22 protein-coding genes are annotated in these 22515 nt (G+C 68.4%); 10 read left to right on the top strand and 12 right to left on the bottom strand.

Going from position 1 to position 22515, the window contains the following annotated elements:
- Nucleotides 1–80 precede the first annotated feature (80 nt).
- Nucleotides 81–1403 carry a hypothetical protein gene (locus ACSVDD_RS19485; RefSeq protein WP_448191050.1) on the top strand — a complete coding sequence of 441 codons (1323 nt, stop codon included), beginning with the start codon at nt 81–83 and terminating at the stop codon, nt 1401–1403.
- A complete protein-coding gene (locus ACSVDD_RS19480; protein WP_448191049.1) occupies nt 1391–1906 on the top strand; it encodes a hemerythrin domain-containing protein in 516 nt (171 codons plus the stop codon). Before ACSVDD_RS19485 ends, ACSVDD_RS19480 begins: the two co-directional genes overlap by 13 nt.
- 60 nt (nt 1907–1966) lie before the next feature.
- Here ACSVDD_RS19480 and ACSVDD_RS19475 read toward each other — a convergent pair whose 3' ends face one another.
- The gene (locus ACSVDD_RS19475; protein WP_448191048.1) at nt 1967–2395 is read right to left on the bottom strand and encodes a YqaA family protein; all 429 of its coding nucleotides are present in this window, start codon (nt 2393–2395) and stop codon (nt 1967–1969) included.
- Between the two features lie 112 nt (nt 2396–2507).
- Between ACSVDD_RS19475 and ACSVDD_RS19470 the strand changes: the two genes are divergently transcribed.
- Genes ACSVDD_RS19470 through pdxA form a run of 3 tightly spaced genes read left to right on the top strand, consistent with a single transcriptional unit; the run spans nt 2508 to nt 5898 of the window.
- Nucleotides 2508–3569 (top strand): 2-keto-3-deoxygluconate permease, encoded by a 1062-nt coding sequence (locus tag ACSVDD_RS19470; RefSeq protein WP_448191047.1) that lies wholly within the window; start codon nt 2508–2510, stop codon nt 3567–3569.
- Complete coding sequence (locus tag ACSVDD_RS19465) at nt 3569–4867, top strand: four-carbon acid sugar kinase family protein (protein WP_448191046.1); 1299 nt, start codon at nt 3569–3571, stop codon at nt 4865–4867. Before ACSVDD_RS19470 ends, ACSVDD_RS19465 begins: the two co-directional genes overlap by 1 nt.
- An 8-nt stretch (nt 4868–4875) precedes the next feature.
- Nucleotides 4876–5898 (top strand): 4-hydroxythreonine-4-phosphate dehydrogenase PdxA, encoded by a 1023-nt coding sequence (gene pdxA, locus ACSVDD_RS19460; RefSeq protein ID WP_448191045.1) that lies wholly within the window; start codon nt 4876–4878, stop codon nt 5896–5898.
- A gap of 168 nt (nt 5899–6066) precedes the next feature.
- Here the strand turns inward: pdxA and ACSVDD_RS19455 are convergent, their stop codons facing one another.
- From ACSVDD_RS19455 to ACSVDD_RS19445, 3 genes are all read right to left on the bottom strand, one after another.
- Nucleotides 6067–6267 (bottom strand): hypothetical protein, encoded by a 201-nt coding sequence (locus ACSVDD_RS19455; protein ID WP_448191044.1) that lies wholly within the window; start codon nt 6265–6267, stop codon nt 6067–6069.
- Nucleotides 6264–6581, bottom strand: coding sequence for a hypothetical protein (locus tag ACSVDD_RS19450; RefSeq protein WP_448191043.1), 318 nt, complete (start codon nt 6579–6581; stop codon nt 6264–6266). Before ACSVDD_RS19450 ends, ACSVDD_RS19455 begins: the two co-directional genes overlap by 4 nt.
- Before the next feature lie 80 nt (nt 6582–6661).
- The gene (locus ACSVDD_RS19445) at nt 6662–7204 is read right to left on the bottom strand and encodes a pentapeptide repeat-containing protein (RefSeq protein WP_448191042.1); all 543 of its coding nucleotides are present in this window, start codon (nt 7202–7204) and stop codon (nt 6662–6664) included.
- A 289-nt stretch (nt 7205–7493) separates the two neighbouring features.
- On the opposite strand from ACSVDD_RS19445, the gene ACSVDD_RS19440 reads away from it, so the two are divergent.
- Together ACSVDD_RS19440 and ACSVDD_RS19435 are read left to right on the top strand one after the other, a co-directional pair.
- On the top strand, nt 7494–9059 hold the full coding sequence (locus ACSVDD_RS19440; protein WP_448191041.1) for a PAS domain-containing sensor histidine kinase: 1566 nt from the start codon (nt 7494–7496) through the stop codon (nt 9057–9059).
- 140 nt (nt 9060–9199) lie between these two features.
- Nucleotides 9200–9364, top strand: a complete 165-nt coding sequence (locus ACSVDD_RS19435) for a hypothetical protein (RefSeq protein ID WP_448191040.1) — start codon at nt 9200–9202, stop codon at nt 9362–9364.
- Between the two features lie 10 nt (nt 9365–9374).
- On the opposite strand, the gene ACSVDD_RS19430 is transcribed toward ACSVDD_RS19435, so the two are convergent.
- The 3 genes from ACSVDD_RS19430 to ACSVDD_RS19420 all read right to left on the bottom strand — a co-directional run bounded on the left by ACSVDD_RS19430 (nt 9375) and on the right by ACSVDD_RS19420 (nt 12937).
- The gene (locus ACSVDD_RS19430; protein WP_448191039.1) at nt 9375–9551 is read right to left on the bottom strand and encodes a hypothetical protein; all 177 of its coding nucleotides are present in this window, start codon (nt 9549–9551) and stop codon (nt 9375–9377) included.
- Nucleotides 9552–9869: 318 nt separating this feature from the next.
- Nucleotides 9870–11213 carry a sigma-54-dependent transcriptional regulator gene (locus ACSVDD_RS19425; RefSeq protein WP_448191038.1) on the bottom strand — a complete coding sequence of 448 codons (1344 nt, stop codon included), beginning with the start codon at nt 11211–11213 and terminating at the stop codon, nt 9870–9872.
- Complete coding sequence (locus ACSVDD_RS19420) at nt 11210–12937, bottom strand: sensor histidine kinase (protein ID WP_448191037.1); 1728 nt, start codon at nt 12935–12937, stop codon at nt 11210–11212. Before ACSVDD_RS19420 ends, ACSVDD_RS19425 begins: the two co-directional genes overlap by 4 nt.
- A gap of 386 nt (nt 12938–13323) precedes the next feature.
- Between ACSVDD_RS19420 and ACSVDD_RS19415 the strand changes: the two genes are divergently transcribed.
- The 3 genes from ACSVDD_RS19415 (at nt 13324) to ACSVDD_RS19405 (ending at nt 18424) form a co-directional block, all read left to right on the top strand.
- On the top strand, nt 13324–14628 hold the full coding sequence (locus ACSVDD_RS19415) for a dicarboxylate/amino acid:cation symporter (RefSeq protein ID WP_448191036.1): 1305 nt from the start codon (nt 13324–13326) through the stop codon (nt 14626–14628).
- A gap of 187 nt (nt 14629–14815) precedes the next feature.
- Nucleotides 14816–17137, top strand: coding sequence for an NADP-dependent malic enzyme (locus ACSVDD_RS19410; RefSeq protein WP_448191035.1), 2322 nt, complete (start codon nt 14816–14818; stop codon nt 17135–17137).
- A 189-nt stretch (nt 17138–17326) separates the two neighbouring features.
- A complete protein-coding gene (locus ACSVDD_RS19405) occupies nt 17327–18424 on the top strand; it encodes a calcium-binding protein (RefSeq protein ID WP_448191034.1) in 1098 nt (365 codons plus the stop codon).
- Between the two features lie 43 nt (nt 18425–18467).
- Here ACSVDD_RS19405 and ACSVDD_RS19400 read toward each other — a convergent pair whose 3' ends face one another.
- The 5 genes from ACSVDD_RS19400 to ACSVDD_RS19380 form a co-directional block, all read right to left on the bottom strand.
- Nucleotides 18468–19256: a MetQ/NlpA family ABC transporter substrate-binding protein gene (locus ACSVDD_RS19400; RefSeq protein WP_448191033.1), complete on the bottom strand. Its 789-nt coding sequence runs from the start codon at nt 19254–19256 to the stop codon at nt 18468–18470.
- Nucleotides 19257–19282: 26 nt separating this feature from the next.
- Complete coding sequence (locus tag ACSVDD_RS19395; protein WP_448191032.1) at nt 19283–19951, bottom strand: methionine ABC transporter permease; 669 nt, start codon at nt 19949–19951, stop codon at nt 19283–19285.
- Nucleotides 19917–20981, bottom strand: a complete 1065-nt coding sequence (locus tag ACSVDD_RS19390; protein ID WP_448191031.1) for a methionine ABC transporter ATP-binding protein — start codon at nt 20979–20981, stop codon at nt 19917–19919. The genes ACSVDD_RS19395 and ACSVDD_RS19390 overlap by 35 nt, the downstream gene beginning before the upstream one ends.
- A 109-nt stretch (nt 20982–21090) precedes the next feature.
- The gene (locus tag ACSVDD_RS19385; protein ID WP_448191030.1) at nt 21091–21867 is read right to left on the bottom strand and encodes a MetQ/NlpA family ABC transporter substrate-binding protein; all 777 of its coding nucleotides are present in this window, start codon (nt 21865–21867) and stop codon (nt 21091–21093) included.
- A 24-nt stretch (nt 21868–21891) separates the two neighbouring features.
- Nucleotides 21892–22083 carry a hypothetical protein gene (locus ACSVDD_RS19380; protein ID WP_448191029.1) on the bottom strand — a complete coding sequence of 64 codons (192 nt, stop codon included), beginning with the start codon at nt 22081–22083 and terminating at the stop codon, nt 21892–21894.
- Nucleotides 22084–22515: the final 432 nt, after the last annotated feature.

The raw sequence follows: 22515 nt of genomic DNA, 5'->3' as shown, positions 1-22515 counted from the left end.
GAAACGCCATATGCAACTGTTCGTACTTTTTTGCCGAAATCCGATGCTGGGTTTGATTTTGGTCAACGGGAGGTGGGTGTATGCTGTCGCCTGACATCGCCTTCGGATCCCGCGATCGCCTGCTGCCGGCCTCGGTGCCGTTCCGTTTCTTCGCTGCGGCGCTTGGGTTTCATCTCGCCGGATGGTTGCTTCTGGCGCTGGGCAGCGATGCGCTGGCGGGATCGCGCGGCGGGCCGGGAACGGTCATGGCGGCGCTGCACCTGTTTACCCTGGGCACGCTGGCGACCACCGGTATGGGGGCGTCGTACCAGCTGCTGCCCATGGCGACGATCCGGCCGGTCGGCTCGGTGTTCTGGGCGAAGGCCAGCTTCTGGCTGGCGGTGCCGGGGATCGCGCTGTTCGCGGGTGGGCTGGCGACGCTGACGCATGAGCTGTCCTTCATCGGCGGTGTCCTGACCGCCGCGGCGCTGGCGGTGTTCGCCGCGCTGATGGCCGACAATCTGCGCGCCGCCAAGGAAATGCCGGTGGTCCGCCACAGCGCCTGGGCTGCGCTGGGAAGCCTCGCGGTCATGGCCGGGCTGGGGCTGGTGCTGCTCGCCGACCTGCGATTCGGTTTCCTGCCGGACCACCGCGGGCTGACCGGGGTGCATCTGGGGCTGGCGCTCTTTGGGTTCATGGGCATGCTGGTCGCCGGCTTCTCGACCATTCTCGTCCCCATGCTGGTGCTGGGGCAGGCGCCGCCGGTGCGGCTCGGCAACGCCGCGGTGGCCGCCGGCTGTGTGGGGCTGGCGCTGCTGGTGGCGGGGGCGTTCACGCCGGGGCGGATGCTCACCATCGGTGCGGTGCTGGCCGGGCTGCTGGCCGCCGGGCTGCACCTTCAGGCCATGGGCGGCGTGTTGCGCGGACGGATGCGCAAGCGGCTGGGGGTGCCCTTCGTGATGATCCGCGCGGGGTGGGCGATGCTGCCGCTCAGCCTCGTCGTCGGGCTGTCGCTGGCGGTGGGATTCGACCAGTTCAACGCACCGACGGTGTTCGTCATCCTGGCGGTGGGCGGCTGGCTGATGACCTTCCTGTTCGGCGTTCTGCAACGCATCGCGCCGTTCCTCGCCTCGGTCCACGTCACCATGCCCGGCCGCCGCCCGCCGCTCGTCTCGGCGCTGACGCCCGAACAGCCGGTGCGGGTGCACGCGGCTCTGCATTTGTCGGCCATCGCGCTGCTGGTCCTCGGCAACCTCGTCGAGGTCGAGTGGATCGCGCGGGCCGGCGCCGTCGCCGGCGTCGGCGCCGCCGTCGCCGTCATCGTTTTCGCCGTGAAGGTCCGCGCCCGCGCGCTGAACGCGTTGCGCAGCGACCCGCCGGCTCCCCGTCCCCGCAAGTCAGGAAACATCGCATGCTCCACGTGAACTCCCGCATCGGCCAGCTGCTGCACGCCGACCATCTGACGACGCTCGGCACGCTTCAGGAACTGGAGGGCCTGCTGGTCCGCCAGGGACTGAAGGTCCCCAACCTGAAGGACGCCGAGGTGCGCGGGGCGCTGGAGGCGCTCGTCGGCGTGGTGAAGGACGAGGTCAGCCGCCACTTCGGCTTCGAGGAGGGGCATCTGTTCCCCGCGCTGGCCGAGGCCGGGCAGGTCGGCATGACGATGATGCTGATCTCCGAGCATCGCGCGATCCTGCCCGTTGCCGAGGTCGCCGCCGACCTGGCCGAAGGCGCGCTGGCCGCCGGGGCGTTCTCGCCGGAGGATTGGGCCGAGTTCCGCGAGGCCGGCCTGGAGTTCTGCGAACGCGAGCTGTTCCACATCCAGAAGGAGGAGATGGGGCTGCTGGCCGCCGTCGCCGCCCTGATCGGGCCGGACGCCGATGCCAAGCTGGCGGAGATTTTCGAGGGGCTGCACGCCGAGGGGTGAGTTTCGCAGGTTGGGTCGAGCCGCGGGCGAAGTCCAAGGCTTCGCCGCGCTCGATACGACCTACGCCACCCCCGCCACCAGCACCGCGTACCGCCCGGCTTTCCCAACCGTCACCAGCAGCAGGAACAGCCGCAGGTCCACGCGCAGGATGCCGGCCACCAGCGTCAGCGGATCGCCGACGATGGGCAGCCATGCGAACAGCAGGCTCCACGCGCCGAAGCGCTGAAACCGCGCGATCGCCTTCTCGATGTGCTGCGGCTTCACCGGGAACCAGCGCCGGTCCTGGAAGTGCATCAGATAGCGCCCCAGCGCCCAGTTGAGCGCCGAGCCCAGCACGTTCCCTACCGTCGCCACCAGCAGCAAAAGCCATACGTCGTATGAGCCCGACGCGCTCAAGCCGGCCAGCAGCAGTTCCGACTGCGCCGGGAACAGCGTCGCCGCGACGAACGCGGTCAGGAAAAGCCCCCCATACGCCGCAACGTCGCCCATGCCCGTCCGTCTCCCCCCATGCCGAGGGGCGGTTGTCCTGGGAATCCGCGACATTCGCAAGGGCGTTCTGTTGGCGTTCCCAAGCGAACAACGCATCTTCCAAGGAAACGTCATGGCCCAGGTTCCCATCAAGCGGGCGGTGGAGCGCGTGCCGGGCGGCATGATGGTCGTGCCGCTGCTGCTCGGCGCGATCATCACCACCTTCGCCCCCAACACCGCCAAGTTCTTCGGTTCCTTCACCGGGGCGCTGTTCACCGGGGCGCTGCCGATCCTGGCGGTGTTCTACGTGTGCATGGGCGCCACCATCAGCGTCTCGGCCACGCCCTACGTGCTGAAGAAGGGCGGCGCGCTGCTCGCCACAAAGTTCGTCGTCGGCATCCTGTGCGCCGCCATCTTCGGCCGCCTGCTGGGCGAGGCGCCGATCACCGCGGGCGTGTTCGCCGGCTTGTCCACCCTGGCTATCGTCGCCGCCATCAACGACACCAACGGCGGCCTCTACATGGCGCTGATGGGCCAGTACGGGAGGCCGGAGGACGTCGGCGCCTATTCGGTGATGACGCTGGAATCCGGGCCGTTCCTCACCATGGTCTCGCTGGGCGTGGCGGGGTTGTCGGCGTTCCCGTGGCAAGCCATGGTCGGCGCGGTGCTGCCGCTGCTGGTCGGCATGCTGCTGGGCAACCTGGACAAGGAATTGCGCGAGTTCTTCGGCAAGGCGGTGCCGGTGCTGATCCCGTTCTTCGCCTTCGCGCTGGGCACCACGCTGGACCTGTCCAAGGTGTGGACGGCGGGGCTGCTGGGCGTCGGGCTCGGGCTGTTCGTGCTGGCGGTGTCGGGCGTGCTGCTGATCCTCACCGACAAGATGACCGGCGGCAACGGCGTCGCGGGCATCGCGGCGGCCAGCACCGCCGGCAACGCGGCGGCGGTCCCGGCCATCGTCGCCTCGGCCAACAGCGCCTATGCCGAAGCCGCGCAGGCCGCCACCGCGCTGGTCGCCGCCGCCGTGGTGGTGACGGCGATCGGCGTGCCGCTGGCGACCGCGTGGTGGGCCGGCCGGGTCCGCGTCCGCGAGGGCATGGCGGAGTTCCCGCCCGGCACGATCACCAAGGCGGCGGCCGAGAACGCCAACCGCGCCGAGCTCGCCCGCGAGAACGAGCGTTTGCGAAAGGGTGCGTGATGCCGGGCATCCTGATCATCGCCGACGATCTGTCCGGGGCGGCCGACTGCGGCATCACCGTCGCGGCGGCTGGGCTGGGAACGGTGGTGCTGCTCGACCAGCGCGGCGCGCTGGCCGACGCCGACGCGGTGGCGCTCGATCTCGACACCCGGCGCCTGGCCGGCGAAGCGGCGGCGGCGCTGAACGTGGACGCGGTGCGGCGGCTGCACACGCCGGGCGTGGCGCTCTACAAGAAGATCGATTCGACGCTGCGCGGCAACTGGGCGGCGGAAACCGCGGCGGTGCATGCGGCGTTGGCCGGTGTGGACGGCGCGGCGCTGCTCGCCGTCGTCGCCCCGGCCTTCCCGGCCACCGGCCGCACCACGCGCCAGGGGCGCATGCTGGTCAAGGGCACGCCGCTGGAGGAGACGGAGATCTGGCGCAACGAGGGCATCGCCGGGGTTGCCGACCTGCCGGCGTTGCTGCGGGCCGCGGGGCTGAAGGCGGAGTTGGCAAGCCTCGACCTGATCCGCCGGGGTGAGGCGGCGGTGCGCAAGGCGCTGAGCGGCTGGCTGGGCGAGGGCGTGGACGCGCTGGCCTGCGACGCCGAGACCGAGGAGGATCTGGCGACCCTCGCCCGCGCCACCGCCGCGGTGCGGCAGCGGGTGTTCTGGGTGGGCTCGGCGGGGCTGGCGCGGCATCTGCCGGGGGCGCTCGGGCTGGCGCGGGAGAGCGCCCTGCCGGAGCCTGCGGTGCCCAACCCGCTCGACCCGGTGCTGACCATCGTCGGCAGCCTGTCCGGCGTGGCGCGCGCCCAGGCGCAGGAACTGGCCCGCGTGCACGGCGTGCGCAGCCTGTGCATCGACCCGCACCTGCTGCGCCTCGGCCCCGGCACCGCCGAATGGGGCCACGCCGAGCGGGACCTGCGCGAAGCGCTGGCGTCCGGCGACGACCTGCTGCTGATGACCGAGACCGGGCCGTCGGCCGACCTGCGCGAGGGGCACACGCTGGCGGTGGCGCTCGGCCGGCTGGTGCACGAGCAGGCGCCGCGCATCGGCGGCCTGATCATGACCGGCGGCGAGACGGCGCGCGCCGTCCTGGCGGCGCTGGGCATCGGCGCCATCCGCCTGCTGGGCGAGGTGGAACCGGGCGTGCCGCTCGGCTTGGCGGAGGGGGCGCGGAGCATACCCTTGATCACCAAGGCCGGCGCCTTCGGCACGCCCGAGACGCTGGTGCGCTGCCGCGAACGCCTGCGCGCCACAGGGTTGCCGCCGGTCCCGGAAGCGGGCACCGGCAGGGCCGCGCCGCATATCACGTGAGGAGCAAGATGCCTGGACCCATCATCGCGATCACCATGGGCGACGCGGCCGGCGTCGGCCCGGAAATCATCATGAAGAGTCTGGCGCAGGCCGACCTGTACGAGCGCTGCCGGCCGCTGGTGATCGGCGACGCCCGCCGGCTGGAGCAGGCCGGGGAGATCGTCGGCAGCACGCTGATCGTCAAGCGCGTGCAGGGGCCGGGCGACGCCGACTTCCGCTCCGGCACGGTGGACTGCGTCGATCTCGGCCTGATCCCGGCCGATCTGCCGTGGGGCAAACTGTCGCCGGTGGCCGGCGACGGGGCGTTCCAGTTCATCAAGCGCGCCACCGACCTGGCGGTCTCCGGGGCGGTGGACGCCATCTGCACGGCTCCGCTGAACAAGGAGGCGCTGCACGCCGGTGGTCACAAATACCCCGGCCATACGGAGTTGCTGGCGCACCTGACCGGCACGCCGGAGGTGTCGATGATGCTGACCACGCCGAAGATGCGCGTCATCCACGTGACGACGCACATCGGCCTGATCGACGCCGTCAACAAGATCGAGCCCGGTCTGGTCGAACGCACCCTCGCCCGCGGCCACGCCACGCTGGCGAAGGCCGGCATCTCCGACCCGCGCATCGCCGTGTGCGGCATCAACCCGCACGCCGGGGAGCATGGCCTGTTCGGCCACGGCGAGGAGGAGGCGAAGATCGAGCCGGCCATCGCCGCCTGCCGCGCCAAGGGCTGGAACGTCGAGGGGCCGCTGCCGGCCGACACGCTGTTCTTCCGCGCCGGGCGGGGCGACTTCGATCTGGTGGTCGCCATGTACCACGACCAGGGCCATGGGCCGGTCAAGGTGCTGGGGCTGGAGGCGGGAGTGAACATCACCGTGGGGCTGCCGGTGATCCGCACCTCGGTCGATCACGGCACGGCGTTCGACATCGCCGGCAAGGGCATCGCCGACGAACGCAGCATGCTGGAGGCGCTCCGCCAAGCCATCGACCTCGCGCCGAAGCGGGGTGAAGGCGGGGCGTCGGAGCGGGCGGCGTAGGGAGTGAAATAGCCCCTCCCCCCTCGCGGGGGAGGGGGTGGGGAGAGGGGGATAGCCGCTGGATGGCGGCGGATAAGTTCCTGGCCGCTTCGCGGCGCCACCCTCTCCCCAACCCCTCTCCCGTCGAGGGAGAGGGGTTGGGGCCAGCCGGAAAGCAGTTTTAAACGCTTACCCCTCGCTCTCCGGCGCGCCGATGCGGGACGCCAGGTCGGCGGCGATGGCGTCGTCGGTCACCGCCGGGCCGGTGCCGGCCAGGGCGGCGCGCATCATCGTATTGACCGCGTCGCCCGGACGCCGCTCCCAAAGGCCGACGGTGAACGTCTCCCCGAACGCCGCGCGGTAGCGGTCGAGCAGTTCGCCGTCGATCATCGCGCCTCCTTGGGGATGACGGCGGGCGACACCTTGCGGGCGCCGCGCACCGGGAAAGCGCCCAGGCGGGCCTCCTCGGCCCAAGGGCAGGGGTAGGGGTCGGTGCCGAAAGTCCAGGCGCGCGCCAGGGTCCCGCCCGCCCCGCGCACCAGAACCTGGGCGGCGTGGCCGTCCTTGCCGGCCTGCTGCGCCGCCTGCACGGCGGTGATCAGCGCGCCGACACGGCCGCCGGGGCAGGGGCCGTAGACGTTGTGCTCGAAGGAGACGTACCAGCCGTCCTCCCGTTCGACGACCACGTAGTTGGCGCGGGACATTGAGACTCTCCTCTGTCGTTCCTGGTCGTTCGTTTGGGCCTGGTCGTTCGTTTGGGTCGTTCGTTAGAGCCGGGCCGTGGTCAGGGCGCGCCGGGCACGGGGGCGCGGCTGCCGCCGCCGTCCGACACGGTGGCGAGTTGTTCGGGCGTTAATCCCTCGGTGCGCAGCATCTCGGCGCCGTACAGCCGCGCCCCCCACAGCGACGCGCCGGCCATGTTGGCTTCCGTCAGGTCGGCGCCGCACAGGTCGGCGTGGTCGAGGTTGGCGCCGGACAGGTCGGCGTAGGCGAGTTGCGCCCGGTGCAGCCGGGCGGACCACAGCGAGGCGCGCTCCAGGCAGGCGCCGATCAGCGACGCCTCGGACAGGTCGGCGTGGTCGAGGTCGGCGCCGCGCAGCGTGCAGCCGTCGAGCCGCGCCCGCCGCAGATCGGCCCGCCACAGCGAACGGCCATACAGGTTGAGCCCGCGCAGATCGGCGCATTCGCCCTCGGCGCCGCCGCTCATCAGCCAGAGCTGGTGCGCGGCAAGGATGTGGCCAACCGCGTCCTGTGACAGGCGCGGGGACAGGCACTGCTCAGCCGGCGGACCGGCCGGGATAAAATCGTCGGACGCGTTGTTGGGCATCGGGGGCCTTCCGCGAGGGTGAGAGCCGGCGCGCCCGTGAACGCACCGAGAAGAGTTCGGTCCCGCTGGCGGTACCGGCTTCAGTCGTGCAGAAGCCCTTGAATCCGATATGGCGGCCCAAGGGGACAAGGACAAGCGCTGAATACCCGCGTACCCCCAAATACCGGTTTCGGCGCGCCGCGGTCATGCGGCCGGTCTGTGTAAGAATACGCCGCTTTGTCTTGGGCGGGGCGTCGGCTATTCTTCCCGTCGCCGGACCGGTCCGGTGGATGCGAGGAGATGCCGCCGCATGACGGGCGCTGGAATGGCCCGCTTCGACGCGCACGGGCGCCTGATATGGGCGAGCCCGGCCTTCGCCGATTCGCTTGGCGCGTCCGGCGATCTCGCGTCCGGCAACCTCAAGGACATGCCGCTGGCGGTGTTGCTCAACACCGTGGTGCGCGACGGCACCCTCACCGACCCGGAGGGGCGGAGCGCGTTCGACATCGTGCGCCGGCTGTCGGGCGGCGCCATGGCGGTGCTGTGCCGGCGCGGCGGGGTCTGGGTGGCGCTGACGCTGGTGGACGACGGGGAGGGCGGCCGGCTGCTGTCGGTGGCGCGCACCGACGTGCCGGAGACCGCCGCCGCCGCCGGGCGCCTGCGCGCGTTGCAGGAGCGGCAGGCGGTGCTGGAGACGGCGTTCGACACCATGGTCGACGCCATCGCCGGTTTCGACCGCGACCTGCGGCTGGTGCTGTGGAACCGCAACTACTTCGATCTGTCGCGCCTGCCGCACGACGCGATCCGGGTCGGCACCCGGTTCGAGGACATCGTGCGCGCCATGGCGGCGCGGGGCGACTACGGCCCGGTCGACGTGGAGTCCTTCACCGTCGAGCGGGTGGCGGCGGCGCGCCGCAACCAGCCCTTCCACTTCCAGTTCACCCTGTGGGGCGACACCGTCTTCGACGCGCGGCACCTGCCGCTGCCGGACGGCGGCTTTCTGCGGCGCTACGTCGACATCACCGACCGCGCCCGCGCCGAGGAGTCGGTGCGCACCGCCAAGGAGCAGGCCGAAGAGGCGCTGCACGATTTGAAGCAGGCGCAGGCCCACCTGATCCAGTCGGAGAAGATGGCCTCGCTGGGCGCGCTGGTGGCCGGCGTCGCGCACGAGATCAACACGCCCGTGGGCATCGCGCTGACCGGCGCCTCGCTGCTGGCCGAACGCATGCGGGACGTCCAGCGGGCGTTCGATACCGGCCGCCTGCGCAAGGCCGACTTCGCCGACTATATGGAGACCGCGGCCGAGGCCAGCCAGATCATGATGCTGAACATCGAACGCGCCGCGCAGCTCATCCAGAGCTTCAAGCAGATGGCCGTCGATCAGGCCAGCGAGGAGCGCCGCTCCTTCGACCTGCGCGACTACATCCACGAGGTGCTGCGCAGCCTCGGCGTCCGGCTGAAGCGCGCCGCTCACCGGGTGGAGGTGGATTGCCCGGACGGCCTCGTTCTCGACGGCTATCCGGGGGCGCTCAGCCAGTTGCTGACCAATCTGGTGATGAACTCGCTGACGCACGCCTACGAGCCGGGCGAGCACGGGTGTCTGCGCATCGCCGTGCGCCGGTTGGATGGGGACGGGGTGGAATTGGTCTATTCCGACGACGGCCGCGGCATTCCGGCGGAGCTGCACACCCGCGTCTTCGATCCGTTCTTCACCACCAGCCGCCGGAGCGGCGGCAGCGGCCTCGGGCTCAATATTGTATACAATATTGCCACACGCTCGCTGAAGGGCCGCATCGCGCTGGACAGCGCGCCGGGGCAGGGGGCGGTGTTTACGGTGACGTTTCCAAGGGTGGTGGAGCCTGAAAGCCTGAACTGAACCTGAACCGCGCCGGGTTCGCCGGAGGCCGGTTTGCCCATCCTCTCAGGAAATGGGGCCTCCGGGAAACCCGGCGCGGTTCAGGAGAGGGATTGGAACGTCGTCTGTTATCCCCTTCGCACCACGAGAAGGGACCAGCGATGAAGGGCTCTCCGCGCAGCGTCTGGCTGTCCTGGGCGAACCGGGCGGCCGGCATCTGGACCAGCGCGTTCACCGCGGCGGCGAAGCGGAATCAGGCGGCGGTCCTCAAGGCGATGACCTCGCCGCCCAAACCCGCGAAAAGCAAACGCCGCAAGAGTCGATAAGGCGCTCCGGTCAGGCCGGCAGGAGCGCCGCCTTGATCCGCTCCACGTCGGCGCGGGCGTAGAAGGCGCAGACACCCCGCTTGGCGGCGGGCTGAAGGTCCAACTCCTTGATGGCCTTCTTCACCTTGGCGTCGGACAGGCCGAGTTCCTTGGCGATGTTGCCGGCGCTGATCACGTCGTTCGTCATGGTAGGCATCTTTCCCCTGTTGTTCGGCACCGCAGGGTAACGAATGCCCCCTATCTGTCAAAGATCTTCCGCCGCCGAAGCTGGCGAAACCCAAACGCCGGAAAACCACCAAGCGCTGACCGCGTCCGCATCTTGCAAAATCCGCGCGGGTGTGCTAGGACTGTAGTCCGTTAATCCGTCGCGGGAGGGATCGCGGTGCGCACCGCCGTCCGATTCCGCTCCGGCACCCCCACTTGGCCCAGGGCAACGAACGAAACACCCTCTGCACACTGTTTCATAGTGTTCCACGGTGTTCCATTCGGCTCTCCCAGGCCCGCGCTACTCGACGAAATCCTCGCGGCTCAGCCCGTACCGCTTGAGCTTGTCGTAGAAGGTTTTCCTGGGAATCCCCAGCGCCTCCACCGTGGACTTGATGCTGCCCTTGTGGCGGGCCAACTCCGTCTCGATGACGCTCTTCTCGAACAGATCCACCTGCTCGGCCAGCGACAGCGTGCCGCCCACCGCTGGGGCCGAGGCCGCCAAGGCCTCGTCGATGCCCAGCACGAAGCGGTCGGCGGCGTTGCGCAGTTCGCGGACGTTGCCGGGCCAGTCGTGCGTCATCAGCCGGTGCGTCTGCACCGCCGTCAGGTGCGGCGCCTCGCGGTTGTAGCGTTGCGCCGCCTGCATGACGAAGTGCTGGAACAGCAGGGGGATGTCGTCGCGGCGCTCGCGCACCGGCGGGATGGTGATGACCACCACGTTCAGACGGTAGTACAGATCCTCGCGGAACGTCCGCGCGTCGGCAGCCTTGCGCAGATCCACCTTGGTGGCGGCGACCACGCGCAGATCCACCGGCACGATGTCGTTGCCGCCCAGCGGCTCGACCACCCGCTCCTGAAGGACGCGCAGCATGCGCACCTGGAGCGACATGGGCATGCTCTCGATCTCGTCGAGGAACAGCGTGCCGCGGCTGGCGTGCTCGATGCGCCCCACCCGGCGCTTCAGGGCGCCAGTGAAGGCGCCGGGCTCATGGCCGAACAGCTCGCTCTCGATGATGGATTCCGGCATGGCGCCGCAGTTCAGCGCCACGAAGGGGTGCTTGTGGCGCGGGCTCTGGGCGTGCAGGTTGCGGGCGACCAGTTCCTTGCCGGTGCCGGTCTCGCCCAGCACCAGCACGTCCGCCGCGGTCGCCGCCACCGCGGAGATCGTGGCGCGCAGGCGCTCGATGCCGGGCGTGCGGCCGATGATCGGGTAGGCCTCGGCGGACTTCTCCGACAGCTCGGCCCGCAAGCTGCGGTTCTCCATCACCAGTCGCCGCCGGTCCACCGCGCGCCGGACGATCTCCACCAGCCGGTCGGAGGGGAAGGGCTTCTCGATGAAGTCGTAGGCCCCGTCGCGCATGGCCTGCACCGCCATCGGCACGTCGCCGTGCCCGGTGATGAGGATCACCGGCAAATCGGGGTCGAGCGCGCGGATCTTCTGCAACAGCTCCATGCCGTCCATGCGCGGCATGCGCACGTCGCTGATGACGCAGCCGGGCCAGTCGCGGCTGATGTGCCGCAACCCCTGCTCCGCGTTCTCGCACGGCGTCACCTCGAACCCGGCGAGGTCGAGCGCCTGACAGCCGGCCATGCGGATCGGCCGCTCGTCGTCGATGAACAGCACCGCGCCACTCGTGGTCATGCCGGAGCCTCCGTGCGTTTCAGGCGAAGGGTGAAGCAGGCGCCGCCCTCCGGGTGGTTGCTGGCGGCGACCGTGCCGCCGAAGTCCCGCACGATGCCGTGCGAGATCGACAGGCCGAGGCCCAGCCCCTCGCCGGCCTCCTTCGTGGTGAAGAAGGGGACGAACAGGCGGGCCAGATCGTCGTCGGCGATGCCGCGGCCGGTGTCGCGCACGGTCAGCACGGCGCAGGCTTTCTCGACCGTCAGGCCGATGTGCAGCGTACGCTCCGCACTGCCGCGCATGGCGTCGCCGGCGTTGGTGAACAGGTTGACCAGCACTTGCTGGAGCCGCACGTCCTCGCCGTTCACCCACACCGGCTCGTCGGCCAAGTCCAGCGCGATGGCTACGTCGTCGCGGCGCAGCTTGGCTTCCAGCAACGCCAGGGCCTGCCGCACGGCGGCGGCCACGTCCACGGCGCTCTGCGTGCCGGACGCGCGGCGGGCGAAGCCCTTCAGGTGGCGGGTGATGGCCGCCATGCGGTCGGTCAGGCCGGCGATCTCGGCCAGATTGTCGCGCACCATCGCCGCCTTGCCGCGCTCCAGCAGCACGGCGGCGTTGTCGGCGAACGTGCGGATGGCGGCCAGGGGCTGGTTGATCTCATGGGCGATGCCCGCCGACATCTGGCCGAGCGCCGCCAGCTTCGCTGCCTGCACCAGTTCGTTCTCGCGGGCGCGCAGCTCGGTGGTGGCGGCGGCGACGCGGCGCTCCAGTTCGGCCCGCGCCTCCTCCTGGATGGCGAGGCGCTCGTGTATGGCGTAGCGGCGCTGGGCCAGCAGAAGGCCGCTCATCACCAGCAGCGCCACCGCGCCGGCCGCCAGCAGCGCCGCCTGCCGGGCGCGGGCGTAGGCCGGCTCCAGCCGGGTCAGCAGGTGCAGAGTCCAGTCGCCATCGGGCAGCGCCGACGAGGCCATGATGTAGGGCCGGCGCTGGCGGTTCTCCTCGACCGTGACGATCTCGCCGCCGCGCGGGTCGACGCGCCAAGGCAGGGGATCGATGGCGTTGATCGGCACCAGCTCGTCGGCGTGCTCGGTCGGCAGGCTGTGGAAGCGCCAGGAATCCACATTGGTGATGAAGACCAGGCCGTCGCGGTCGGTCACGGCAACGCGCGGCGTCGCCTCGCGCCAGCCGGCCTCCAGCGCGTTGAAGGCGACCTTCAGCACCAGGACGCCCAGTGTGCGGTTTTCCGCCATCACCCGGTGCGCCGTGTAATAGCCCGGCACCAGCGACGTGGTGCCCAGCGCGAAATGGTGCCCCTCGCCGGTCGTCATGGCGTCGCGGAAGTAGGGGCGGAAGGCGAAATTCTGGCCGACGAAACTGTCCGGGCGGTTCCAGTTGCTGGCCGCGACAGTGATGCCCTCGGTGTTCATCAGGTACAGCGCCGAAGCCGGCAGCGCGTCGGCGATGGCCTCCAGCTTGCGGTTCATGGCAATGGCCGCGTTTTGATCGGGCAGCGCCAGCAGGTCGGCCACCTGATGGTCGTGCACCATCACGAAGGGCACGGCGCGGTGCTTTTCCAGCTCGGTGCGCAGGTTGGCGCCGAACAGCGCCAGTTGGGCGTGGCCCTCCTCGCGCAGTGCCTCGCGGGCCGCCTGCTCGCCCCACGCTGCCGCCACCGCCGCCGCCAATGGCGCGCCGAGAATGAGGGCCAGCAGGGCCAGCAGGCGCATGCGGCCGGGCGCGTTCATGGCGCACCGCCCCCGTGCCGTGTGATCCCCGCCGTCCGCGTCACGCCCTTGGCCCCGTATGCATTCTAACCATTACGGTTCTGCGCCGGGCGAACGGCGCGGGCAAGGTCTCTTTTCGGAACGAAGCGCAAGCTCATGGAATGTCGCGGAAACCCGGTGAATGGCTAAGCTTCTTCCGGTTCGTGCTGCATCGCAGCAAGTCTCGGTCGCGGTGTGCGGAAATCCGCACACGAACGAACGGGTCTTGTGCGGAATTCCGCCCGCATGGGGAAGGGGAATCCAGGCGAGTCAACGCCCAGACGTTTGGCACACGAATTGCCTTATGGAGGCCAGACCAAGAAGCGCCGCGCATCGGCGCGACCTAGGGAAACGCCAAGGAGTTCCGCATGCCTCATTCCGGCCAGCCGGCTAAGAAGAAGCCGTTCTACACGAACCTGACCGTCCAGGTTCTGTCCGCCATCACCATCGGCATCCTGCTCGGCCACTTCTACCCGTCGCTGGCGGTGGAGATGAAGCCGCTGGGCGACGTCTTCATCAAGATGATCAAGATGGTCATCGGCCCGATCGTCTTCCTGACCGTGGTGACCGGCATTTCGTCGATCGGCGACATGAAGAAGGTCGGCAAGGTCGGCGGCAAGGCGCTCTTGTACTTCGAGGTGGTGACGACCTTCGCGCTGGCCATCGGCGTGATCGTGGTGAACCTCGTGCGTCCGGGCTCGGGCATGAACATCCACGCCGGTCAGCTCAAGGCCGAGGCGGTCGCCAAGTATGCCTCCGAGGCGAAGGCGCATTCGACCCTCGACTTCTTCATGAACATCGTGCCCGAAAACGCCATCGGCGCTTTCGTCAAGGGCGATATGTTGCAGATCCTGTTCTTCGCGGTGATCTTCGGCGTGGCGCTGGCCGCCATGGGCCAGAAGGGCAAGCTGGTCGAGGACATCTTCGACAAGGTCGCGCACGGTCTGTTCGGCGTCATCGGCATCCTGATGCGCGTCGCCCCGCTGGGTGCGTTCGGCGCCATGTCCTTCACCATCGGCAAGTACGGCGTCGCCTCGCTGCTGTCGCTGGGCCAGCTGATGGCCGCCGTCTACGTCACCATGGCGATCTTCGTCTTCCTGGTTCTGGGCACCATCGCCCGCCTGTACGGCTTCAGCCTGTGGCGCTTCCTGCGCTTCATCAAGCAGGAGTTGCTGATCGTGCTCGGCACCTCGTCTTCTGAATCGGTGCTGCCGCGCATGATGGAGAAGATGCAGAAGTTCGGCTGCTCCAAGCACGTCGTGGGTCTGGTCATCCCGACCGGCTACTCGTTCAACCTGGACGGCACCTCCATCTACCTGTCGATGGCGGCGATCTTCATCGCCCAGGCTTTCAACATCGACCTGACGATCTGGCAGCAGATCACCATCCTCGGCCTGCTGATGGTCACCTCCAAGGGTGCGGCGGCGGTCACCGGCGGCGGCTTCGTCACCCTGGCCGCCACGCTGTCGGCCACCGGCACGCTGCCGGTCGAGGGTCTGGCCCTGCTGCTGGGCGTGGACCGCTTCATGTCCGAGGCCCGCGCCATCACCAACCTGATCGGCAACGGCGTCGCCACCGTGGTGGTCGCCAAGATGGAAGGCGAGTTCGACGAGACCAAGGCGGTCGAGGAGTACCAGCACTTCTTCCGCGAGCCGGCCATCGCCAAGATCTGACGCGGCACCTTCGTAATGAAGGGCTGTTGAAACGGAACAGGGGCGGCACACGTGGCCGCCCTTGTTTCCATGTCGCTGCTATGCTCCGGCAGTGCCTTGTGCGCCGGGGCGAATGCGGTATAACCGGTCTGTCGGTTTGGTCGCGCGCGACCAATTAACTTAAAACAGGTTAACTGGGGAGTCCGTCATGTCCCGCGAATCCAGCGATCTCGATTCCTTGGCGCTTGAATACCACCGCAAGCCGAAGCCGGGTAAGCTGGAGATCGTCGCCACCAAGGCGATGGCGAACCAGCGCGATCTGGCGCTGGCCTACTCGCCGGGTGTGGCTGCCGCCAGCATGGCGATCCACGCCGATCCGGTGCAGGCGGCTGAACTGACCACCCGCGCCAATCTGGTGGCGGTGGTCACCAACGGCACGGCGGTGCTGGGGCTGGGCAACATCGGACCGCTGGCCGCCAAGCCGGTGATGGAGGGCAAGGCCGTCCTCTTCAAGAAATTCGCGGGCATCGACTGCTTCGACATCGAGTTGAACGAGTTGGACGTCGACGGGCTGGTCGACACCATCGTGCGGATGGAGCCGACCTTCGGCGCCATCAACCTGGAGGACATCGCCGCCCCGGCCTGCTTCGAGGTCGAGCGGCGCTGCCGCGAGCGCATGAAGATCCCGGTCTTCCACGACGACCAGCACGGCACCGCCATCGTCGTCGGTGCCGCGGTGCTCAACGGCCTGAAGCTGGTCGGCAAGGACATCGGTTCGGTCAAGGTGGTCTCGACCGGCGGCGGTGCGGCGGGCATCGCGTGCCTTGATCTGCTGGTCAGCCTGGGGATCAAGCGCGAGAACGTCTGGCTCATCGACCGCGTCGGGCTGGTGCACACGCACCGCAACGAGGAGATGAACCCCTTCAAGGACGCCTACGCGAAGACCACCGACCTGCGCACGCTGGATCAGGTGATCGACGGCGCCGACCTGTTCCTCGGCCTGTCCGGTCCGAAGGTGCTGAAGCCGGAGATGGTCAAGCGCATGGCGGCCAACCCGCTGATCCTGGCGCTCGCCAACCCCGAGCCGGAGATCATGCCCGACGTGGCGCGCGAGGCGCGGCCGGACGCCATCATCGCCACCGGCCGCTCGGACTATCCGAACCAGGTCAACAACGTCCTGTGCTTCCCCTTCATCTTCCGCGGCGCGCTCGACGTCGGTGCGACGACCATCAATGAAGAGATGAAGATCGCCGCTACGCACGCCGTGGCCGGGCTGGCGCAGGCCGAACCGTCCGACGTGGTGGCCGCCGCCTATATCGGCGAGAAACTGCGCTTCGGCCCCGAATACATCCTGCCCAAGCCCTTCGACCCGCGCCTGATCGTCGAGGTGTCGTCGGCGGTCGCCCGTGCGGCGATGGAATCCGGTGTGGCGACGCGCCCCATCGCCGACTTCGGCGCCTACCGCGACCAGCTCGGCCAGTACGTGTTCCGCTCCGGCCTCGTCATGAAGCCGGTGATGGACCGCGCCAAGCAGGCGCCCAAGCGCGTCGTCTACGCCGAGGGCGAGGACCAGCGCGTGCTGCGCGCCGCCCAGAGCGCGTTGGACGAGGGGATCGCCCAGCCGATCCTGATCGGCCGGCGCGAGGTCATCGACCGCAACATCGCCGAACTCGGCCTGCGCCTGAAGCCGGGCAAGAACGTCGAGGTCATCGAGATCCTCCGCGACCTGCGCTACCACAATTACGCCGAGATCTACCGCCGCTCCATGGGCCGGCGCGGCGTGTCGCCGGCGCACGCCATGAACGTGCTGCGCAGCCAGCCGGCGGTGTTCGGCGCGCTGATGGTCAAGCGCGGCGAGGCGGACGCGCTGATCTGCGGCACGTCCGGGCGCTACAACGACTATCTGGCGCACATCATGGACGTGATCGGCCTGCGCAAGGGCGTGAACGTCGGCGCCACCATGAACATGCTGATCCTCACCAAGGGCACCTACTTCCTCTGCGACACCTACGTGAACCCCGACCCCACCGCCGAGCAGGTGGCAGAGATCACCCGGCTGGCGGCGGAAGAGGTGCGGCGTCTGGGGATCGAGCCCAAGGTGGCGTTGCTTTCGCACTCCAACTTCGGCAGCGCCGACACGCCCAGTGCCCGCAAGATGCGGCTGGCCTACCAGTTGATCGAGCGCGAGATGCCGGAGCTGGAAGTGGACGGCGAGATGCACGCCGACGCGGCGCTGTCGGAAGCGATCCGCAAGGGCGTGCTGCCGGACTCGCGCCTCAAGGGCGAGGCGAACCTGCTGGTCATGCCGACGCTGGACGCCGCCAACATCGCCTTCAACATGCTGAAGATCCTTGGCGACGCGCAGAACGTCGGGCCGATGCTGCTGGGCGCCGCGCGCCCGGTGCACATCGTGACGCCGTCGGTGACCGTGCGCGGCCTGCTGAACATGACGGCCATCGCCGTCGTGGACGCCCAACTCGCCGCCCCGGTCAACGCCGCGCCCAGCCCGGTGGCGATGGCAGGGGAGTAACTAAGGCTTCGGAGTAACAGGGTTTCGTGGTCCGGGCCACCCGAACGGTGGTCCGGTCTACTCCCTCGGACCTAGACCGATACTTCGTTATAAAACAACTAGTTAAATAGGCCAAGCCCAGGTTTGGTCACAACAAAGTCTCCACGGCAGGCGCAGCTTTGGTCAAAGCAACCAAGGCGGAGACCTGCGATGCTGTTCGGACGGGAACTTGGGGAATCATACGGCGATGCTGATGGGCCGCGGTATGCGGTGGCCGCGGCGCCACCGGCGCCTTTCGCCAGCTTTTCAGCGAAGCCGGTGGATTATTATGAGAACCGGGCGGACGGCGGCTACGCCTGGGAAGTGAAGTACGGCCTCGGTTTCGACGGCAGTGCCTTCACCGTGCAAACCAAGATCCATCTCACCGGCGACGACCCCGGCGCCTACAAACAGGTCTGGGAAAGCGGGATCGAGCAGATCTGGAACAACAAGTTCAGCCTGTCCGACAGCTCCGGCCAATACGCGATCCGCTTCGACGTGCAGTTCGTCGACAGTGGCGCCGACTACGACGTGGCGGTGCACAACACGGCCGGCGGCGGCGACATGCTGAACTGGTACCTCGACACCGCCTGGGGGCCGAGCTACCAGGACGAACTGGCGGCGCACGAGTACGGCCACATGCTCGGCGCCTTCGACGAGTATGCCGGCGGCGCCACTTACCAGGGGCAGACGGCCACCGGGACGATCATGTCGGACCTGACTCCGACGATCACCAGCAACTACATGTATTCCATCGACAGCTACGCCGAGCAGTTCACCGGCCGCAGCTTTTCCATCGTGCCGGGCGGAGCCCCGGTGGCGAACCCGCCCGCGGGCGTCGGCACGACCGGCACGACGGGCAACGACACGCTGGCCGGCGGGGCAGGGAAGGACACGCTCTCCGGGCTTGCCGGCGACGACCTGATCAATGGGTGGGAGAATGATGATTGGCTGTACGGCGGCGTCGGCAACGACACGCTGAACGGCGGGGCCGGTGCCGACCGGCTGTGGGGTGACCGCGGCAACGACCTCCTGACCGGCGGCGACGGCGCCGACCGGTTCTGCTTCGCCTCCGGCAGCGGCGCGGACCGCATCACCGACTTCAACTACGCGGCCGGCGACCGCATTCAACTGGCGTCCGGCCAGCGGCACAAGGTGACCTCGGACTCCAGAGGCTTCGCCGTGGTGGATCTGGGCCACGACGACCGCGTCACGCTGGAAAACATCCGCCGCGAGCAGGTCAACAACAGTTGGTTCGTGACGGGGTGACGAAACGACGAGGGGCCTCGCGAGGCCCCTCGTTCATCCGGGCTCACCAGCCCGGAACGACCGCGCCCTTGAACTTGTCGAGTACGAACTGCTTCACCTTGGGCGAGTGGTAGGACTGGACCAGCGCGGCGACCCACGGCTTGTCCTTGTCCGCCTTGCGCACGGCGATGATGTTCGTGTACGGGCTGTCGGCGCTTTCCTTGGCGATGGTGTCCTTGTTGGGATCGAGCCCCGATTCCAGCGCGTAGTTGGTGTTCACCGCCGCTGCGTCCACGTCGTCCAGCGAGCGCGGCAACTGCGCCGCGTCCAGCTCCAGGATCTGGAGCTTCTTCGGGTTCTCCTTGATGTCCACCGGCGAGGCCTTCAGCCCGGCGCCGTCGCGCAGCTTGATCAGCCCGTTGGCCTGGAGCAGCAGCAGCGAGCGACCGCCGTTGGTCGGGTCGTTGGGAACGGCGATCTTGGCACCGTCCTTCAGCTCAGCGAGGCTCTTCACCTTCTTGGAGTAGATGCCCATGGGGAAGACGACGGTCTTGCCGACGTTGACGATCTCATAGCCGCGGTCCTTCACCTGATTGTCCAGGTACGGCTCGTGCTGGAACGAGTTGGCCTGCAGATCGCCCTGCGACAGCGCCTGATTGGGGATCACGTAGTCGGTGAACTCGATGATCTGGATGTCCAGGCCCTGCTTTGCGGCGATGGGCTTCACCTGTTCCATGATCTGCGCGTGCGGGCCGGCGGAGACGCCAATCTTGATGGTCTCGGCCGATGCGGTGCCGGCGACGGTCAAAGCCGCAGCGCCGAGCACGGCGCCAAGCAGGCGGGTACGCAACATGTCTCTTCTCCTCGTTTTTAGGTTTCTTAGGTCTTCAAATTGCGTTTGTTGAAGCGGCGGGCGAGCAAGTCGCCGGCCGATTGGACGATCTGCACCAGCACCACCAGCACCACGACCACCGCCAGCATCACTTCCGGCAGGAAGCGCTGATAACCGTAGCGGATGCCCAGATCGCCCAAGCCACCGCCGCCGACCGCACCCACCATGGCCGAGTAACCGATCAGGCTGACCGCCGCCAAGGTCAGGCCCAGCGTGATGGACGACAGCGCCTCGGGCAGCAGGACCTTGCGGATGATCTGGAACGGCGTAGCTCCCATGGCCTGCGCCGCCTCGATCAGGCCGCGGTCGACCTCGCGCACCGAGCCCTCGACGATGCGGGCGATGAACGGGATGGCGGCGACGGTCAGCGGCACGATGGCCGCCGCGGTGCCGATGGAGGTGCCGGCGACCATCCGGGTGAACGGGATGATCGCCACCACCAGGATGATGAAGGGCGTCGAGCGCGCGACGTTCACCACCGCGCCGAAGACGCGGTTGAAGGTCAGGCTCTGCAACAGCTCGCCCTTGCCGGTGACGGCCAGAGCCACGCCGATGGGCAGGCCGATCAAGGTTCCCAGCGCCCCCGACACCGCCACCATGTGCAGCGTGTCGAGCGTCGCCTTAAACAGCAACGCGATGATTTCCGGGGACAGCATGGCCAAGCACCTCGACTCCGAGATTGTTCACTTTGAGAAGGCTGATCGCCGCCTCGATGGAGGTCGGCGGCCCGACCACCTCGACGACCAGGGTGCCGAACGGCGCCCCCTGGATCTCGTCGATCTGGCCGTGCCAGATGTTCATGTCGATGTTGAACTTGCGGCTCAGCAGGCTGATGACCGGCGCCGTCGCGCGCTCACCGGTGAAGGTGATGCGCAGCACCGGGTTGCTGTCACCCGCCGGCTCGGCCGACAGGCGGAGCCTCAGGCTGTCCGGCAGGTCGCGGTTGATGACCGGATCGACGAAACTGCGCGTCACCGCGCTCTGCGGGTGGGCGAAGATGTCGAAGACCGGCCCGGTCTCGATCACCTGCCCGCCGTCGAGCACCGCCACCTTGTGGCAGATCTCCTTGATGACGGCGATCTCGTGGGTGATCAGCACGATGGTCAGGCCGAGGCGCCGGTTGATGTCCGCCAACAGGTGCAAAATCTGTTCGGTGGTCTCCGGGTCGAGGGCCGAGGTCGCCTCGTCCGACAGAAGCACCTTGGGCTTGGAGGCCAGCGCGCGGGCGATGCCGACGCGCTGCTTCTGTCCGCCCGACAGCTCGGCCGGGTAGCGGTCACGCTTGTCCGCCAGGCCGACGAGGTCGAGCAGCGGTTCTACCGCCGCCTTGATCTGCGCCTTCGGCACCCCGGCCAGTTCCAGCGGCAGCGCCACGTTGCCGAACACCGTGCGCGACGACAGCAGGTTGAAGTGCTGGAAGATCATGCCAATGGAGTGCCGCGCCTCGCGCAGCTGCGCGGGCTTCAGCGCCGTCATCTCGACGCCGTCCACCCACACCTTGCCGCGGGTCGGTGTCTCCAGCAGGTTGATGGTGCGCAGCAGCGTGCTCTTGCCGGCGCCCGAGCGGCCGATGACGCCGAAGATTTCGCCCTTCCCGATGGTCAGCGTGGTGTCGGCCAGCGCCGTCACGGACTCGCCGCCGCCGCGGGCCGGATAGGTCTTTTCGATGTGCTCTAGCGTGATCATGCCGGACTGCTCTTCCGCCCGAAAAGTAAGGGCTCGTTTTAGGAGCGGCGCCCGGCCGGCACCAGTGCGTTGCGTGGGCATCTGGTGCCGGCCGGGCGCCGGTCTCCACTCACCAAGTCGGGACGATGGTGCCGTTGAAGCGCGTCAGGATGAACTGCCGCACCTCGGGCGAGCGGTAAATCTCAATAAACCGCTTGATGGACGGATCGTCCTGCCGGTCCTTGCGCACCGCCCACACCAGATGCCACTTGGACTGGTCGTCCTCCAGCTTCAAAGCACCCTTGGGGTCCAGCCCAGCCAGCACCGCGTAGTTCAGCGTGATGACCGAGGCGTCCACGTCGTCCAGCGAGCGCGGCAGCTGGGCGGCGTCCAGCTCGATGAACTTCAAGCCCTTGGGGTTGGACGCGATGTCCACAATGGTGGTGCCCGCGCCACCGGCGCCCTTCAGCGTGATCAGCCCGGCGTCGGCCAGCAGCCCCAGCGCCCGCGCCCCGTTGGTCGGGTCGTTGGGGATGGAGATGGTGGCGCCGTCCTTCAGTTCGGCGAGGGTCTTGGCCTTCTTGGCGTAAACGCCCATGGGGACGACGACGCTCTTGGCGACGGGAACGATTTCGTAGCCGCGCTGCTTGATCTGGTTGTCCAGGAAGGGCTGGTGCTGAAAGTTGTTGGCGTCGATGTCGCCGGCCTGGAGCGCCGCGTTGGGCATGTTCCAGTCGGTGAATTCGATCACCTTGGCCTCCAGGCCCTCCTTCACGGCGATCTTGGCGGTGAAGTCGAGGATCTCGCCGTACGGGCCGGCGGACACGCCGATCTTCAGCGGAGCCGCCTCGGCCGTGGCGGACAGGAGCCCGGCGGCCAGCACGGCCGCGGTCAGCAGGGTCTTCATGGTCGTGTGTTTCCCTTGGTTTTCTTAAGCCGCGCGGCGGTTGCGCAGCAGTTGCTCGGCGGCACGCTCGGCTTGGCCGACATGGCGGAAGCGGCGGCGGTCGAGGTCGCGGAACGCCCAATCGGACGCGAAGAAGGTGAAGCCGCGGCTCTCTGCGACGACGATGCCGGCCGAGCGGCCCCGGACTTCGATGGCGTAGGCGTGAGGCTGGGACATGGCAAAAACTCCCCCTGGCGCGGCGCAACGGGCCACGCGGTCGATCCGGTGTGTGCGAAGGCGGGCGGCGTCAGCCGCGGCGACACATTCGCTGGCAGGTGGATCGCAGGGTGGGGGAGGCGGGGAGGGCGGTCGTCATTTCCGGTCTCCTGTGTCAGGTCCACGACCGGCATCGTGGCGCTTTAGCGTTTGGTGACGCGGCGCAAGCTGCTGAGTTCAAATTGCCGCGGGGCGTTCACGGTGAGCGTCCGGGGACTTTTCTACTTTCTTGGCGGGGAATTTGTCAAGCGGTTTGTGGAATGCGCGGTGTGGAATTTTATACATTACATTCATGATGTGTAAATTCGGCTTCTCCCGATGAGGGAGCACCGTTGTGCGTGACGGCGGCGCGGAATGTGGCTATCAATCGGCGATCGGATAAGCCGAGGAGAG

The sequence above is a fragment of the Azospirillum terrae genome, assembly GCF_053470425.1.
Note: the sequence above shows the minus strand (reverse complement) of the source record. Positions and strands in the feature narration are given on the sequence as shown.

Bases quoted from the DNA above. Each gene is read 5' to 3' on its own strand.
- ACSVDD_RS19420 (WP_448191037.1), bottom strand. From the start codon at position 12,937: ATGAACGCGCCCGGCCGCATGCGCCTGCTGGCCCTGCTGGCCCTCATT.
- ACSVDD_RS19485 (WP_448191050.1), top strand. From the start codon at position 81: ATGCTGTCGCCTGACATCGCCTTCGGATCCCGCGATCGCCTGCTGCCG.
- ACSVDD_RS19470 (WP_448191047.1), top strand. From the start codon at position 2,508: ATGGCCCAGGTTCCCATCAAGCGGGCGGTGGAGCGCGTGCCGGGCGGC.
- ACSVDD_RS19395 (WP_448191032.1), bottom strand. From the start codon at position 19,951: ATGCTGTCCCCGGAAATCATCGCGTTGCTGTTTAAGGCGACGCTCGAC.
- ACSVDD_RS19480 (WP_448191049.1), top strand. From the start codon at position 1,391: ATGCTCCACGTGAACTCCCGCATCGGCCAGCTGCTGCACGCCGACCAT.
- ACSVDD_RS19415 (WP_448191036.1), top strand. From the start codon at position 13,324: ATGCCTCATTCCGGCCAGCCGGCTAAGAAGAAGCCGTTCTACACGAAC.
- ACSVDD_RS19440 (WP_448191041.1), top strand. From the start codon at position 7,494: ATGACGGGCGCTGGAATGGCCCGCTTCGACGCGCACGGGCGCCTGATA.
- ACSVDD_RS19450 (WP_448191043.1), bottom strand. From the start codon at position 6,581: ATGTCCCGCGCCAACTACGTGGTCGTCGAACGGGAGGACGGCTGGTAC.
- ACSVDD_RS19465 (WP_448191046.1), top strand. From the start codon at position 3,569: ATGCCGGGCATCCTGATCATCGCCGACGATCTGTCCGGGGCGGCCGAC.
- ACSVDD_RS19380 (WP_448191029.1), bottom strand. From the start codon at position 22,083: ATGTCCCAGCCTCACGCCTACGCCATCGAAGTCCGGGGCCGCTCGGCC.
- ACSVDD_RS19425 (WP_448191038.1), bottom strand. From the start codon at position 11,213: ATGACCACGAGTGGCGCGGTGCTGTTCATCGACGACGAGCGGCCGATC.
- ACSVDD_RS19410 (WP_448191035.1), top strand. From the start codon at position 14,816: ATGTCCCGCGAATCCAGCGATCTCGATTCCTTGGCGCTTGAATACCAC.
- ACSVDD_RS19385 (WP_448191030.1), bottom strand. From the start codon at position 21,867: ATGAAGACCCTGCTGACCGCGGCCGTGCTGGCCGCCGGGCTCCTGTCC.
- ACSVDD_RS19445 (WP_448191042.1), bottom strand. From the start codon at position 7,204: ATGCCCAACAACGCGTCCGACGATTTTATCCCGGCCGGTCCGCCGGCT.
- ACSVDD_RS19390 (WP_448191031.1), bottom strand. From the start codon at position 20,981: ATGATCACGCTAGAGCACATCGAAAAGACCTATCCGGCCCGCGGCGGC.
- ACSVDD_RS19405 (WP_448191034.1), top strand. From the start codon at position 17,327: ATGCTGTTCGGACGGGAACTTGGGGAATCATACGGCGATGCTGATGGG.
- ACSVDD_RS19435 (WP_448191040.1), top strand. From the start codon at position 9,200: ATGAAGGGCTCTCCGCGCAGCGTCTGGCTGTCCTGGGCGAACCGGGCG.
- ACSVDD_RS19430 (WP_448191039.1), bottom strand. From the start codon at position 9,551: ATGACGAACGACGTGATCAGCGCCGGCAACATCGCCAAGGAACTCGGC.
- ACSVDD_RS19400 (WP_448191033.1), bottom strand. From the start codon at position 19,256: ATGTTGCGTACCCGCCTGCTTGGCGCCGTGCTCGGCGCTGCGGCTTTG.
- ACSVDD_RS19455 (WP_448191044.1), bottom strand. From the start codon at position 6,267: ATGATCGACGGCGAACTGCTCGACCGCTACCGCGCGGCGTTCGGGGAG.
- ACSVDD_RS19475 (WP_448191048.1), bottom strand. From the start codon at position 2,395: ATGGGCGACGTTGCGGCGTATGGGGGGCTTTTCCTGACCGCGTTCGTC.
- pdxA (WP_448191045.1), top strand. From the start codon at position 4,876: ATGCCTGGACCCATCATCGCGATCACCATGGGCGACGCGGCCGGCGTC.